Raw genomic sequence first — 13,055 nt, forward strand, 5'->3', positions numbered from 1 at the left:
CGTGATCGAACCAATTCATATACAGAGGAGAATGTTCAATGACCGCTATTCAAAACGTATACTGTGTAGGCCGTAATTATCGTCTTCATGCAGAGGAACTGGGCAATGAGGTTCCAACCTCACCCATGATCTTTTTGAAGCCTTCCCATGCTGCCGTGAAGCTGGAGGATGCCGAGCTGAAGCTTCCTTTTAATCAGGGAGGCATTCATTATGAAGCAGAACTGGTTGTACGAATCGGACAAGATTACGAGCCGGGCATGACAGCCGATCAGCTCGTAAATGGTCTGGCACTGGGGATCGACTTTACCCTGCGTGATGTACAGACTGTACTGAAACAAAAAGGCCATCCATGGACTGCAGCCAAAGGGTTCAAAAATTCTGCGCCGGTAACGGAGTTTATCCCGTTTCCAGATCAGGAAGCATGGCTGAATCAGGAGTTTGCACTGCTACAAAATGGTCAGCAGGTGCAGTTGGGTTCTACACGGAATATGATTTTTTCACTGGATACGATTATTGCTCATATCGGTGATACGTACGGTCTGGCAGCCGGCGATATTATTTTCACCGGCACACCGGAAGGTGTGGGGCCTACAGCAGCCGGTGACACATTTGAACTGATCTACGCGGGGAATTCCATGGGAACCTGCCGCATCACGGATTAATGATGGATTGGTTGATTGGTTTAGTCTGTGCCGGACTGCTTGCGGCGCTTGGTTATCATAAGCACTGGTTATCCGCATCAGGAGCAATAGCTGCGACTATTATGGGAACGATCTATTACGGAGCCGGCAATTTATTCTGGTTCGGCCTGCTGATTTTATTTTTTATCAGCGGCAGTGTATTATCCCGAATGAAACGTGAGCGTAAACGAAGTATGGAACAGGATTATGCCAAAGGTTCACGCCGGGATGCCGGGCAGGTATTTGCCAATGGAGGCCTGGGCATGCTGCTCTGTATCGGTAATGCCATCTGGCCCCATCCGGGCTGGACACTTGGTTTTATAGGCATTATGGCAACTGTGACGGCCGATACCTGGGCAACCGAGATTGGTAGCCTCAGCCGTAAACCGCCTCGTTCCGTGCTAAATGGACGTGTACTGGAGCCGGGCGCTTCCGGTGGAGTCTCATTTCGCGGGACGACAGCGGCGGCTCTGGCGGGCTTTATTATCGGTCTGGCGGCCTGGTTGTTCACGCTGGTATCACCACTTCCTGCTGCGAGCAGCATGGCAGCGGGGACAGCATCGATTGCTGACGGGTGGTTGATGCTGGCAGCAGGTCTTGTAGGTGGTCTGGTAGGTTGTTTTGCCGATTCGTATCTGGGAGCGACCATACAGCTAATGTACCGCTGCACGGTATGCGGCAAGCAGGTAGAGACTACCGTTCACTGTGGTCAGCCTACGATACATGCACGAGGCTGGCGCTGGATGAACAATGATATGGTGAATGCAGTCAGTTCCATTGTTGGTGGGGCGGCTGCACTGTTATTTTTAATTTAGCTTAAGCTTGCACCGGGTAGGATTAAGCGGTAGATAGAGGAGGTGGGCGGATGAGCGGCACAACAGGAGACAAATTGGAATTAATATTGGACGCTGCCTATGAACTTTTCGGATTGGACGGTTTTTATGAGACGAAAATTTCAGACATCGCGCATCGAGCCGGAATTGCCAAAGGAACCGTATATTTATACTTTAAAAGCAAAGAGGAATTATGTCTGGCTGTAACCCGGCGTGATTGCGAGTATTTCCTGGAGAAGCTTCAGGACGCGCTGCAGCACTGCCGGCAGCTGGCAGACAAACTGCATGTGATCGCAGCTCATCATACAACGTATCATTTTGAACGGAGGAAATATACCAAGCTGGTATTCCGCGCACCAAATAATGATCCGGAATTGATGGAGTATATGCGTAATTTTATTTTCCGTTACATGGATATTGTGCAGCAGGTGCTGATCGAAGCGAATGTACAGCAGCCACGCTGGTGTGCCGAATCATATATCGGAATGCTGGACCGGGTCAAGATGGATATTATGTTCAATCCCGAATTTACGGAACAGGAACTGCATGAACGCACTTCATTTGTAGCAGGACTGTTTCTGGAAGGATGTACACAGCAGATTAATAAGCAAGATCAATTAGCGGGACAACGTTCCCAAGAAGGTGAGTCCGAATGAATATATTGACGGTAGAAGCGCTAAGCAAAAGCTTTGGCGATAAAATATTATTTGATCAAGCATCTTTTGGAATGGAAGATCGGGACAAGATCGGTATTATCGGTGTAAATGGTACAGGGAAATCTACTTTTCTCAAAATCATCGCCGGATTGGAAGAGCCCGATAGTGGTAATGTCGTTGTTAATAATAGCGTACGCATCCGCTATCTGGCTCAGAATCCGCCGTATGACCCCAATGCAACCGTTCTGCGCCAGGTATTCGAAGGTGGCGGAGAAGAGCTACAGACAGTCAGTGCTTATATGAATGTAATGGAGCAGCTGGACCTGCATCCCGAAGATACAGAAGTACAGAACCATTTGGTACGTATCAGTCAGGATATGGATCGACTGGATGCCTGGTCACTGGAAAGTGAAGCCAAAAATGTGTTGTCCAAGCTCGGAATTAGTCGCTATGATGCTCTGATGGGTACATTGTCCGGCGGTCAGCGCAAACGGGTTGCTCTCGCTTCTGCACTGATTCAGCCAGCCGAACTGCTGATTCTCGATGAGCCGACCAACCATATCGATCATGATTCGGTCACCTGGCTGGAACAATATTTGCAAAAACGCCGTGGTGCATTGCTAATGATCACGCATGATCGTTACTTCCTCGACCGTGTGGCAACAGTGATGCTGGAGCTGGATCATGGACAGCTGTACCGGTATGAAGCGAACTATTCCCGCTATCTGGAGCTCAAAGCAGATCGGGAAGAGCGCGAAGCAGCAGCCGAAGACAAGCGTCAGAATCTGTTCCGTCGTGAGCTCGCCTGGATTCGCCGCGGCGCCAAAGCACGTACTACCAAGCAAAAAGCCCGTATTGATCGTTTTGAGCAGATCAAGAACGATGCACCCGGACGTCGTGATGATAATATGCAGGTATCGACAGTCTCTTCTCGACTGGGCAAGCAGATTGTCGAACTGGAACATGTATCCCTCACTCTGGGAGGACGCGAACTGATTCATGATCTGAGCTATCATGCGGTACCTGGTGACCGGATCGGTATTGTCGGCCCCAACGGACGAGGCAAGTCGACGCTGCTTAACCTGATTTCCGGCCGTTTGACTCCGAGCAGTGGCAGCGTAATTGCCGGTCAGACTGTCAAATTCGGCTACTTTACCCAGGAGCATCAGGAAATGGATGAATCCATGCGGGTTATCGAATACATCAAGGAAGTCGCAGAGGTAGTCAGTACATCGGACGGCAGTTCAGTGACCGCTTCCCAGATGCTGGAACGCTTCCTGTTCACGCCTTCTGCCCAGTGGACTCCGATTGCCAAGCTGTCCGGTGGCGAGAAGCGCAGACTGTATCTGCTGCGCGTATTAATGGGGGCACCCAATGTGCTGCTATTGGATGAGCCTACCAATGATCTGGATATTACTACACTCACTGTACTGGAAGATTACCTGGATGATTTCCCGGGCGTCGTGCTGGTTGTATCTCACGATCGTTATTTCCTGGATCGTACCTGCGACAAAATTTTTGCTTTTGAAGGACAGGGTGTAGTCAGTATTCATGCCGGTAACTACAGCGAGTATGAAGAACGTACAGCCCATCTGGCCAAAATGGATGCCTGGAATGACCAAGCTGGCCCATCAACCGCTGTTTCTGCTAAAAATAGCAACTCTGCAGCTGCAAATGATAGCGCTGATTCGGGCAAACGCAGCTCTTCCCGCGACAAGATCAAGTTCAGTTACAAAGAACAGCGCGAGTACGAGCAGATCGACAGCATGATCGAAGCAGCCGAGCAGAACCTGAGCCGCATCACAACAGAAATGGAAGCTTCTTTCAGTGATTCGGGACGTCTGCAGGAACTCATGAATGAACAGACAGCTGCTGAGCAGGAAATGGAGCGTCTGATGGAGCGCTGGACCTATCTAAATGAACTTGCCGAGAAGATCGAACAGCAGGGATAATTAGTTGGCGGCATATGGCATACAAGCGAAAATAGATTATTAATAACCAAAGCCCCCTGGGATCTGCCTACCCCTCTCTTTTAGAGAAGCTGCAGATTCCAGGGGGCTTTATTGTATCTTTTAAGAAGATAAGCCTATAGCCTGATTAAATGTACGATTAAGCCGTAATATAAGCTCCCAGCAAGCGCGCCGTATTGATAACTGCGTCACTGTGTGTACGCTCCATGGAATGCGAAGCATGCACACCTGGACCAATCAGTGCCGCGCGGATATTGTTGCCGGCACGCAGGGCAGCCGAAGCATCCGATCCATAATGAGGATACACATCCAGGGCAAATGGAATCTGTTCTGCGCGTGCGAGTTCGGCCAGCTTGCCGGTCATATGATAATCATAAGGACCCGTTGCATCTTTGACACAGATGGAGACATCAGTTTCTTTGCAGCTGAGGTCATCACCGATACAACCCATATCAACCGCGATCATTTCATCAATTTCACCCGGGATATAAGCGGCACCATGACCCACTTCTTCATAGTTGGAAATAAGGATCTGTACGCGATGAACCGGCTTCCAGTTATGAGTATGTGCCGATTCCAGCAGTCCGAACAATGCAGCTACACTGGCTTTATCATCCAGATGACGGGACTTCACATATCCACTTGAAGTCATAACCGGACGCGCATCAAAAGAAATATAATCACCGACCATAATACCCAGGTTTTCTACATCTTCTTTGGAAGATACCAGTTCATCAATGCGTACTTCCATATTCTCTTCCGTGCGTTTATGCTGATCGGCATTATCATATACATGAACCGATGGCTTGGTCGTCAGAATAGTGCCGGTATACGTTTTGCCGCTGCGGGTATGGATCGTACAGTATTCATTCTCAATACTGTTCATATTGAACCCACCTACGATACTCAGACGGATCGTACCGCTGGATTTGATGGATCGTACCATAGCGCCCAGTGTATCCACATGACCGCTAAGACCGATAGTACGGGAGGAGTCGTGACCCTCCAGCGTAATGATCAGACCGCCCTTGTGATTGAGGGAAGTGGACGCGCCTAGTTTGTCAGCTTCTTCGCGCAGTCGCTCAATCAGATGATGAGTATAGCCGGTAGGGCTTGGAGTCGATAGTAATTCATGCAGCAGGGATAATACATATTCGCGATTGATAGTAATAGACATGGGAGATCTCCTTTTTTGCATCAATTATTTATGTTGATATTATGTGAAAAAAATAGATAAAGTCATTGTCATGAAAAATCCACTTGCATTCCGGCGCAGGTATAGACCGCCGGCAAGCAAGTGGATTTTTCCATACAGTGAAATACAGCTGGATTATAATTTGCGTTCGGAGAAATCAGATGAAGAACCATCTGTCTTGTCGTACATCGTATCAAAGTTCACATCACTGGCAGCTGTACGATTGCTTGTTGCGGAAGTGCTGCTCAGCTCGGTAACCTGAGCCTGAAGCGACTTGATCTGACGCTGCAGACGATACTGACGATAGATACCGTAAAAGCCTACAATCAGACCACCTACCAGTGCACAGCCAAGGATCAGCAGGATCAGAGGAACCTGTACCATGTCGAATAACAGATTGACCTGTACCGGATCTACGTTAATTACGGCAAATACCGCAATAATCAGCGCAAAAATTAGTCCCAAAATTAAAAGCCATTGAAATTTCATTGTAATACCCCCCTTGAGATCGTTCTAAGGTCAGTAAACACCCTATTCACTTATATAAAGTATTCGAACCTGACATAAACATCTCCTGCTTGTTTTATTTTGCACCATTAAAAAGGATACGAATAAAAAGCTGGAAATAGATCACTTTCAGGGGGAGGAAGCATCTTACTTCGCCAATTCTTCCATTTCGCTGACCAGTTTCTCAAAGACACTCATCGCTTCACGAATCGGCTCCGGTGTAGACATATCTACGCCAGCTTTGGTCAGGATGTTGATAGAATAGTCACTGCCACCGCTTTTCAGGAAGCCCAGATAGCGATCAACAGCAGGCTGTCCTTCTTCCAGAATCTGTTTGGAGAAGCTGGTTGCAGCCGAGAATCCTGTAGCGTATTTGTATACATAGAAACTGTTGTAGAAATGGGGGATACGTGCCCATTCCATTTCAATATCCTGATCCACGGTCATACCTTCACCATGGTACTTCACGTTCAGATCATAGTAGATTTTGGACAGTTCCTGCGGAGTCAGTGCATCTCCAGCTTCAGCCCGTGCATGAACCAGCATTTCGAATTCCGCAAACATCGTCTGACGGAATACCGTAGTCCGGAACTGATCAGCATAATAGGTCAGCAGGTACATTTTTTCTTTTGGATCGGTGGATTTCTTGAGCAGATAATCCATGAGCAGTGCTTCATTGGTTGTCGAAGCTACTTCTGCCAGGAAAATCGTATACTGCGCATCACGATAGGAGAGCGCATTGTCAGAGTAATACGAGTGCAGCGCATGACCCATTTCGTGAGCCAGTGTGAACATGCTGTTCAGATTATCCTTATGGTTGAGCAGTACATACGGATGAGTACCATAAGCGCCCCAGCTGTAAGCACCGGTGCGTTTACCTTCGTTTTCGTAGACATCAATCCAGCCTTCGTTATAGCCTTTATTCAGGGAAGAGAGATAGTCTTCACCAAGCGGCTTAAGCCCTTCAGCTACGATCGCTTTGGCTTCATCGTACGTAATATCCATTTTGAATTCTTCTACCAGTGGAGCGAACAGATCATACATATGCAGCTCATCTACACCAAGCAGCTTTTTGCGCAGCGCCATATAGCGATGCATAATCGGCAGACCTTCATGAATCGTATCAATCAGGTTGGTATAGACTTCTTTTGGAATATTATCACCATAAAGTGACATTTCCAGTACGGAAGGATACTTGCGTACGGTAGAATAGAAGATGTTTTTGTTTACATTGGCGCTCAGTGTAGCAGCGATTGTGTTTTTTTGACGAGCGTAGGTGGAGTAGACAGCTTTGAAGGCACGTTCGCGTACTTCGCGATGCGGGCTCTCCAGAAACTGGATATACCGGCCATGCGTCAATTCCACTTCATTGCCATTTTCATCAATGATATTCGGGAATTTCAGATCTGCATTGTTCAGCATACCAAAAATGGTCTGTGGTGCCTGTGACAGGTTACCAACCTGAGCGAGCAGTGCTTCTTCAGCTTGTGTCAGTACATGGGCTTTCTCGCGTTTCATCTCTTGCAGCGTAAAACGATAAGGTTCCAGTTCGGGAGCATTCAGCAGCTCATCCAGCTTGTCGTCGGACAGACCCAGAATCTCCGGTGTTACAAAGGATAGAGCCTGACTGGCATCTACACTCAGTTTTTTGGCTTTTTGGGTCAGCGCCTGATATGTAGGATTGGCTGTATCTTCATCCTGATGCATATGGGCATAGACATATAACCGTTCGACCTGAAGAGAGACCCGGTCTTCCAGTTCAAAAGCGGATTTGACTGCTTCTGCCGTGTTCAGTTTACCCTGCAGCTGCTCGGCTTCGGGCAGCATGGATTTTACTTCGTCATAAGTCTGGTCCCAGGCCTGTTGGTCTGCGAACATATCGTTCAGGTTCCAGCAATTTTCCGGTGAGACTTCAGAGCGTTTGAGTACTTCCTGCATAAGTAATTCCTCCTCAGATCGTTGTTGTAATGTAATATTATGTGTTGTGTTATAGCATGTTCATCACGTTCATGTCTTCTAAATAATGAAATGTGCATATTCTTATTTACCCGGATTGGCGGCCATCAATAATCCCCAGATCATCAGGAAAAAAGCCAGCAGCAGCATCACAATGGCGAAAATCGCCAGCCAGCGCTTGAACTGCGGCGGAATACTATTCTTATAAGCAATCAATACAAATCCTTGCACGAAAGCAAGGATAATAAAAATAACGATAGCAGTATAATTCATCCGGCGAATCAGACCTCCCGGAAGGCGTTCATCAGTTCTTCCCATTCCGCTTCATTATCGAATTTTTCTTTGGGAAAACGATCGCTTGCCCATTGCATCATCTCCGGACGGCTGATGAATTTATGTGTTTCTTCGCCCCATTCATCGGAGATTTCACGGAGGATCAGTTCACGTCCGTTTACCTCTACAGTCATCATGTTCCAGTTATCTTTTTTGTAAATCTGATGTTTTTTGATCATTTCATTAGCTCCCTGTTCTTTTGCTAAAATCATACCCTTTGCCCCCGGGAATTGCAAATCAAAACGCTTTAACTTCGTTGCATTTTGAAATCGTTTGCGATATAATACAGACATGCGTCATAGATGGCGCTATTTCTAGGAGGTTGTTTACGTGAAAGGTACAGTTAAATGGTTCAACGCAGAAAAAGGTTTCGGTTTCATCGAAGTTGAAGGTAGCGAAGATGTATTCGTACACTTCTCTGCAATTCAAGGCGACGGCTTCAAAACTTTGGACGAAGGCCAAGCAGTAGAGTTCGATATTACTGAAGGTAACCGTGGTCCTCAAGCAGCTAACGTTGTAAAATTATAAGACTGATATCCGTTAGCGGATCACTTATACATTGAACATCTTAGATTAGTCATCCATATGTTAGTTACAGCACAAGACTCCTTGTTCGCAAGGAGCTTGTGCTTTTTTTGTGCCCAAAATCTTGTATACATAATATATTACCGAAAAGTAACTAGAAGCCGGTTGAGGAAAAAGTAAGAATAGGCTTATTCTTGATGAGCCTTTTCTCAAAATCTACGGAACTTACGCATTCCTTACTATGCAATTTGATTTTATTAAATCCTCAAATAAATGTTGCAAAGATAGTGCTTACGGGTCAGTACAAGTAAAGACAACGGTGTACCAAAGTCATGGACTCATGCCGTATCTTCATTTGTAAGCAAGGAGGCCAATGTAATGGATTCGAAGGATCAAGCATCCGCCATGTTGTCGCCAAATATGATTGTACCCCGAGGTGTTAAAGAGACAGGTTCTATCTTTGAATGGTACAGCCAGATGCGTGGACAAGCGCCAATTCATTATGATGAAGAAAGACGAAGCTGGGATGTGTTCCTCTATGATGATGTACATCGGGTCATGTCCGATTATAAATCGTTCAGCTCACAGACCCGGCGGGGAATGAGTGGGCAGGATTCCGATATGCTGTTAATGATGGACCCACCCAAGCACAAAAAATATCGTTCTATTGTGAATAAGGCTTTTACACCAAAAGCGGTAGAAGCAATGGGACCTCGTATTGCCGAGATCACCCATAAGTTGCTTGATCGTGTAGACTCAGATGCAGGTATGGATATAATCCGTGATCTGTCTTTTCCACTGCCCGTGATAGTTATTGCCGAGCTGCTGGGTGTAAGGGAGGAAGATCGCGAGCTATTTAAAGGTTGGTCAGATACGCTGGTCGAAGGATTTAGTGGCATGGAAGAAACTCCGCAGCAGCTGGCAGCACGCAAAAATCAGGCATCCCGTGAGCTGTATGGTTATTTTATGAAGGTTATTGAGCAGCGGCGGCAAGAACCACAGCAGGATTTGGTTTCTGCACTGCTTACTGCCGAGGTAGAAGGAGAGAAGTTGGACTTGCCTCATTTACTCAGCTTCTGTTTGCTGCTGCTCGTGGCCGGAAATGAGACAACCACCAATTTAATCGGGAATACCATTATTTGTTTGACTGAAGAACCGGGACGCTGGCGCCAGCTGGTGGACAACCCTAGCTTACTGGATCAGGCGATAGAAGAATCGCTGCGTTATCGCTCTCCTATACAGGGTATGGTGCGCAAAGCCATTGCCGATGTAGAACTGGGCGGTCAGATGATTCGCAAAGATCAGCTAATTACAGCCTGGATGGGATCAGCCAACCGGGATGAGCACAAGTTTGAACAGGCTGGACAGTTCCGGATCGATCGTCATCCCAATCCTCATATGGCTTTTGGAATGGGGGTGCATTTCTGCCTGGGTGCTCCTTTGGCCCGTCTGGAAGCACGAACTGCCTTAAATGTACTCCTGGACCATTTTCCGAATCTGCATACCCAGCAGGGACAATCGCTGAGGCTGCTGCCGAGCCCCATGGTATATGGTGTACAACAACTGCCTGTCAGATTCTGAACAGGAAAATATTACTAAATTGTTAAGGATACCATGCTGCTCTGCTGTAGACAGAAGCAGTATGGTATCCTTGCATCTGCTTTGATGACGAGGACTACTAATTACACATAAGGATATTTTTCCATGGAAATGGATTGATATTGCAAAAAAATAGAGAATTATGTACAGTGTAACGTCAAATTCACATTTGGAGTATATTGTTGCTTAATTCGATTTTCTCATCATGGCTCCTTGCAAAAGCAACTAATCTGAATAGTTATTGTTAACTTTTCCTGTGAAAAATGTGGGTTTGATTATCGTTCCCCACAAGCCCTGTAAAAAGGAGGAAAATGACGGGAAAAGCTGGTTTGGCGCAGTGTGACGAAACGGGTTGCCACGTTGTGGGAGTAAATAATATGATGTATGATAATGGAGATAGGTTCAACAGACAACCATGTGGAGGCAGCCCATTGAATGATATGATGCAAAGTCGTTACCCGTTTCCCCGCAATGCCATCTCACTGATGAAGCGGGTCTATAAGTATGGTTTGCCGGAGGTACGCCAGGAGCTGGACGTTTGGCGCAATATGGCAGAACGTATGCCGGACGAGGAACTCAGGAAACAGGCGCTTGCAAGTATCGCTACCAAGCAGTTTCACTGTGAAGGGGGAGCCATCTATGCGGTGGCTAACATATCCCAGCGTCATATTCTGCTTCCGTTGATCGTCGCGTTTCAGACCATTAGTGATTATCTTGATAATCTGTGTGATCGCAGTACATCAATGGATCCGGATGACTTTCGTCTTCTGCATCAGTCGATGCTGGACGCAGTTACACCGGATGCACAGCCAGTGAATTATTACAGGCTGCGTAGTGAGCAGGAGGATGGAGGCTATCTGGAAGCGCTGGTGACAACCTGCCAGCAGAACATACGCAAGCTTCCTGATTATGATGCTGTATTTCCTTACGTACGTGATCTGGTAGGATTATATTGTGACTTGCAGGTGCACAAGCATATTGCTCCTGAGCTAAGAGAATCTGCCCTGCTTAACTGGTGGGAAGAGAACAAATACCGTACTCCTCATTTGCAATGGAATGAATTTGCTGCTGCGACAGGATCGACTCTGGGTGTGTTTATGCTGTTTCTTGCCGCAAGCGGCTTCGGTTTGGATGATACAGGTGCCAAGCAGGTTTATTCCGCTTACTTCCCGCATGTATGCTGTCTGCATATTATGCTGGATTATGTGATTGACCAGGAAGAGGATCGCCGTGGTGGTGACCTGAACTTCTGCAATTATTATGATTCGCCGGATACGATGTATGAACGGATTGAACAGATTGTAGATTGGGCACGCCGGGATGTGAACAGTATTCCGGGAACTTCTTTTCATCGCATGATTATCGAAGGATTGGTAGCCTTGTATTTATCGGATCCCAAAGTGAGTGAGCAGCAGGAAGTGCGAACCGTCTCCAGGCGTCTCATGCGTAAAGGCCCGTTAACGCGTGTCTTTTTCATGGTGAATAGCCGCTGGATTCGTAAGTATATGTATGAACATTAACAAGGGGGACATCACAATGTCAGCAGTAGAATCAGCAGTCAAAAAAATCGCAGTATTAACAAGTGGAGGAGACTCCCAGGGTATGAACGCAGCCGTACGTGCCGTTGTACGCAGCGGTCTGTATTATGGTCTTGAAGTATGCGGTATTCAACGTGGTTACCAAGGCCTGCTGAATGAAGATATTTTCCCGATGGATCTGCGCAGTGTAGGCGATATTATCCAGCGTGGTGGTACGATTCTGCAATCGGCACGATGTAAAGAATTCATGACACTCGAAGGCCAGCAAAAAGGTGCGGATATCCTGCGCAAGCATGGTATTGAAGGTCTGATCGTTATCGGTGGTGACGGTTCTTATCAAGGTGCCAACAAGCTAAGCAAGCAGGGCATCAATACGATGGGACTGCCGGGTACAATCGATAACGATATCTCGTTTACCGATTATACAATCGGCTTTGATACATCGGTTGGCGTAGTAGTTGATGCAATCAACAAACTTCGTGATACGATGTCTTCCCACGAACGTGTATCCATCGTTGAAGTTATGGGACGTCATTGCGGCGATATCGCATTGCATGCAGGTCTTGCTTCTGGAGCGGAATCCATTCTGGTACCGGAAGTTCCTTTTGATCTCAAAGAAATTGCGGATCGCATGCATCACAACTTTGCCTGCGGTAAACGCCACAGTATCATTATCGTGGCCGAGGGTGCCGGACGCGGGGAAGATGTAGCAGAGCAGCTGCATCTGCAGTATCCGAATCTGGAACCACGCGTAACCGTACTTGGACATATCCAGCGCGGCGGAACACCAACACCGCGTGACCGTAACCTTGCGAGTCTTCTCGGTGACTTTGCAGTGCGCAAGCTGATCGAAGGCGAGTCCGACAAAGCCTGCGGCGTTATCAAAGGTGAACTCGTACTGACTGATATCGACAAGGTAGTTAACAGCAAAAAAGAATTCGATCATGCAACGTATGAGCTTGCTCTGCGCCTGTCCCAATAATAATCAAGATAGCCTGGATTATGTTTTATTGTGTACCGGCTAGACAGGGATCGATCATAGAAGATAGATACAGCCTGCCCGTTTTTCGGAAGCAGGCTGTATGTATTTCTTCCTCTAACAGTGATTATTATTACATACAAGTCTATTTTGAGTATCGTTTCTGCAAGAAATTGTAATTTAACGGTAATTATTTTGCTTAAAAGTTAGAAGATAGCAGCAAATTATTGTACTATAAGATAGAAGGATGTATTACATCTTAAACTTACTTACTCAGGATGAAG

13 protein-coding genes are annotated in these 13,055 nt (G+C 46.8%); 8 read left to right on the plus strand and 5 right to left on the minus strand.

Annotation, left to right across the window (positions count from 1 at the left end; translation table 11 throughout):
- The first annotated feature begins 38 nt into the window (after positions 1-38).
- The 4 genes from H065_RS0114640 to H065_RS0114655 are packed head-to-tail and all read left to right on the plus strand — an operon-like array spanning position 39 to position 4,121.
- The gene (locus H065_RS0114640) at positions 39-662 is read left to right on the plus strand and encodes a fumarylacetoacetate hydrolase family protein (protein ID WP_017813829.1); all 624 of its coding nucleotides are present in this window, start codon (positions 39-41) and stop codon (positions 660-662) included.
- A gap of 2 nt (positions 663-664) precedes the next feature.
- On the plus strand, positions 665-1,495 hold the full coding sequence (locus H065_RS0114645) for a DUF92 domain-containing protein (RefSeq protein ID WP_026136246.1): 831 nt from the start codon (positions 665-667) through the stop codon (positions 1,493-1,495).
- A gap of 50 nt (positions 1,496-1,545) precedes the next feature.
- Positions 1,546-2,169 carry a TetR/AcrR family transcriptional regulator gene (locus H065_RS0114650; protein ID WP_017813831.1) on the plus strand — a complete coding sequence of 208 codons (624 nt, stop codon included), beginning with the start codon at positions 1,546-1,548 and terminating at the stop codon, positions 2,167-2,169.
- Positions 2,166-4,121 carry an ABC-F family ATP-binding cassette domain-containing protein gene (locus H065_RS0114655; protein ID WP_017813832.1) on the plus strand — a complete coding sequence of 652 codons (1,956 nt, stop codon included), beginning with the start codon at positions 2,166-2,168 and terminating at the stop codon, positions 4,119-4,121. The genes H065_RS0114650 and H065_RS0114655 overlap by 4 nt, the downstream gene beginning before the upstream one ends.
- Before the next feature lie 157 nt (positions 4,122-4,278).
- On the opposite strand, the gene H065_RS0114660 is transcribed toward H065_RS0114655, so the two are convergent.
- The 5 genes from H065_RS0114660 to H065_RS0114680 form a co-directional block, all read right to left on the minus strand.
- Positions 4,279-5,316: a M42 family metallopeptidase gene (locus H065_RS0114660; RefSeq protein ID WP_017813833.1), complete on the minus strand. Its 1,038-nt coding sequence runs from the start codon at positions 5,314-5,316 to the stop codon at positions 4,279-4,281.
- A gap of 153 nt (positions 5,317-5,469) precedes the next feature.
- On the minus strand, positions 5,470-5,823 hold the full coding sequence (locus H065_RS0114665) for a LapA family protein (protein ID WP_017813834.1): 354 nt from the start codon (positions 5,821-5,823) through the stop codon (positions 5,470-5,472).
- Between the two features lie 165 nt (positions 5,824-5,988).
- Positions 5,989-7,779 carry an oligoendopeptidase F gene (pepF, locus tag H065_RS0114670; RefSeq protein ID WP_017813835.1) on the minus strand — a complete coding sequence of 597 codons (1,791 nt, stop codon included), beginning with the start codon at positions 7,777-7,779 and terminating at the stop codon, positions 5,989-5,991.
- A 102-nt stretch (positions 7,780-7,881) separates the two neighbouring features.
- The gene (locus H065_RS0114675) at positions 7,882-8,115 is read right to left on the minus strand and encodes a hypothetical protein (protein ID WP_238557965.1); all 234 of its coding nucleotides are present in this window, start codon (positions 8,113-8,115) and stop codon (positions 7,882-7,884) included.
- The gene (locus H065_RS0114680; RefSeq protein WP_026136247.1) at positions 8,079-8,309 is read right to left on the minus strand and encodes a hypothetical protein; all 231 of its coding nucleotides are present in this window, start codon (positions 8,307-8,309) and stop codon (positions 8,079-8,081) included. Before H065_RS0114680 ends, H065_RS0114675 begins: the two co-directional genes overlap by 37 nt.
- Before the next feature lie 151 nt (positions 8,310-8,460).
- Here H065_RS0114680 and H065_RS0114685 point away from each other — a divergent pair, with 151 nt between their 5' ends.
- The 4 genes from H065_RS0114685 (at position 8,461) to pfkA (ending at position 12,774) form a co-directional block, all read left to right on the plus strand.
- The gene (locus H065_RS0114685) at positions 8,461-8,658 is read left to right on the plus strand and encodes a cold shock domain-containing protein (protein ID WP_017813838.1); all 198 of its coding nucleotides are present in this window, start codon (positions 8,461-8,463) and stop codon (positions 8,656-8,658) included.
- Between the two features lie 375 nt (positions 8,659-9,033).
- Entirely contained in the window at positions 9,034-10,236 is a 1,203-nt protein-coding gene (locus H065_RS0114690; RefSeq protein WP_017813839.1) for a cytochrome P450, read from the plus strand.
- Positions 10,237-10,685: 449 nt separating this feature from the next.
- Positions 10,686-11,774 (plus strand): tetraprenyl-beta-curcumene synthase family protein, encoded by a 1,089-nt coding sequence (locus H065_RS0114695; protein WP_017813840.1) that lies wholly within the window; start codon positions 10,686-10,688, stop codon positions 11,772-11,774.
- Positions 11,775-11,790: 16 nt separating this feature from the next.
- A complete protein-coding gene (pfkA, locus tag H065_RS0114700) occupies positions 11,791-12,774 on the plus strand; it encodes a 6-phosphofructokinase (RefSeq protein ID WP_017813841.1) in 984 nt (327 codons plus the stop codon).
- Positions 12,775-13,055: the final 281 nt, after the last annotated feature.

This window comes from Paenibacillus shenyangensis (assembly GCF_000346635.1).
GTDB lineage: Bacteria > Bacillota > Bacilli > Paenibacillales > Paenibacillaceae > Saccharibacillus > Saccharibacillus dauci.

Bases quoted from the DNA above. Each gene is read 5' to 3' on its own strand.
- H065_RS0114640 (WP_017813829.1), top strand. From the start codon at position 39: ATGACCGCTATTCAAAACGTATACTGTGTAGGCCGTAATTATCGTCTT.
- H065_RS0114645 (WP_026136246.1), top strand. From the start codon at position 665: ATGGATTGGTTGATTGGTTTAGTCTGTGCCGGACTGCTTGCGGCGCTT.
- H065_RS0114650 (WP_017813831.1), top strand. From the start codon at position 1,546: ATGAGCGGCACAACAGGAGACAAATTGGAATTAATATTGGACGCTGCC.
- H065_RS0114655 (WP_017813832.1), top strand. From the start codon at position 2,166: ATGAATATATTGACGGTAGAAGCGCTAAGCAAAAGCTTTGGCGATAAA.
- H065_RS0114660 (WP_017813833.1), bottom strand. From the start codon at position 5,316: ATGTCTATTACTATCAATCGCGAATATGTATTATCCCTGCTGCATGAA.
- H065_RS0114665 (WP_017813834.1), bottom strand. From the start codon at position 5,823: ATGAAATTTCAATGGCTTTTAATTTTGGGACTAATTTTTGCGCTGATT.
- pepF (WP_017813835.1), bottom strand. From the start codon at position 7,779: ATGCAGGAAGTACTCAAACGCTCTGAAGTCTCACCGGAAAATTGCTGG.
- H065_RS0114675 (WP_238557965.1), bottom strand. From the start codon at position 8,115: ATGGGAAGAACTGATGAACGCCTTCCGGGAGGTCTGATTCGCCGGATG.
- H065_RS0114680 (WP_026136247.1), bottom strand. From the start codon at position 8,309: ATGATCAAAAAACATCAGATTTACAAAAAAGATAACTGGAACATGATG.
- H065_RS0114690 (WP_017813839.1), top strand. From the start codon at position 9,034: ATGGATTCGAAGGATCAAGCATCCGCCATGTTGTCGCCAAATATGATT.
- pfkA (WP_017813841.1), top strand. From the start codon at position 11,791: ATGTCAGCAGTAGAATCAGCAGTCAAAAAAATCGCAGTATTAACAAGT.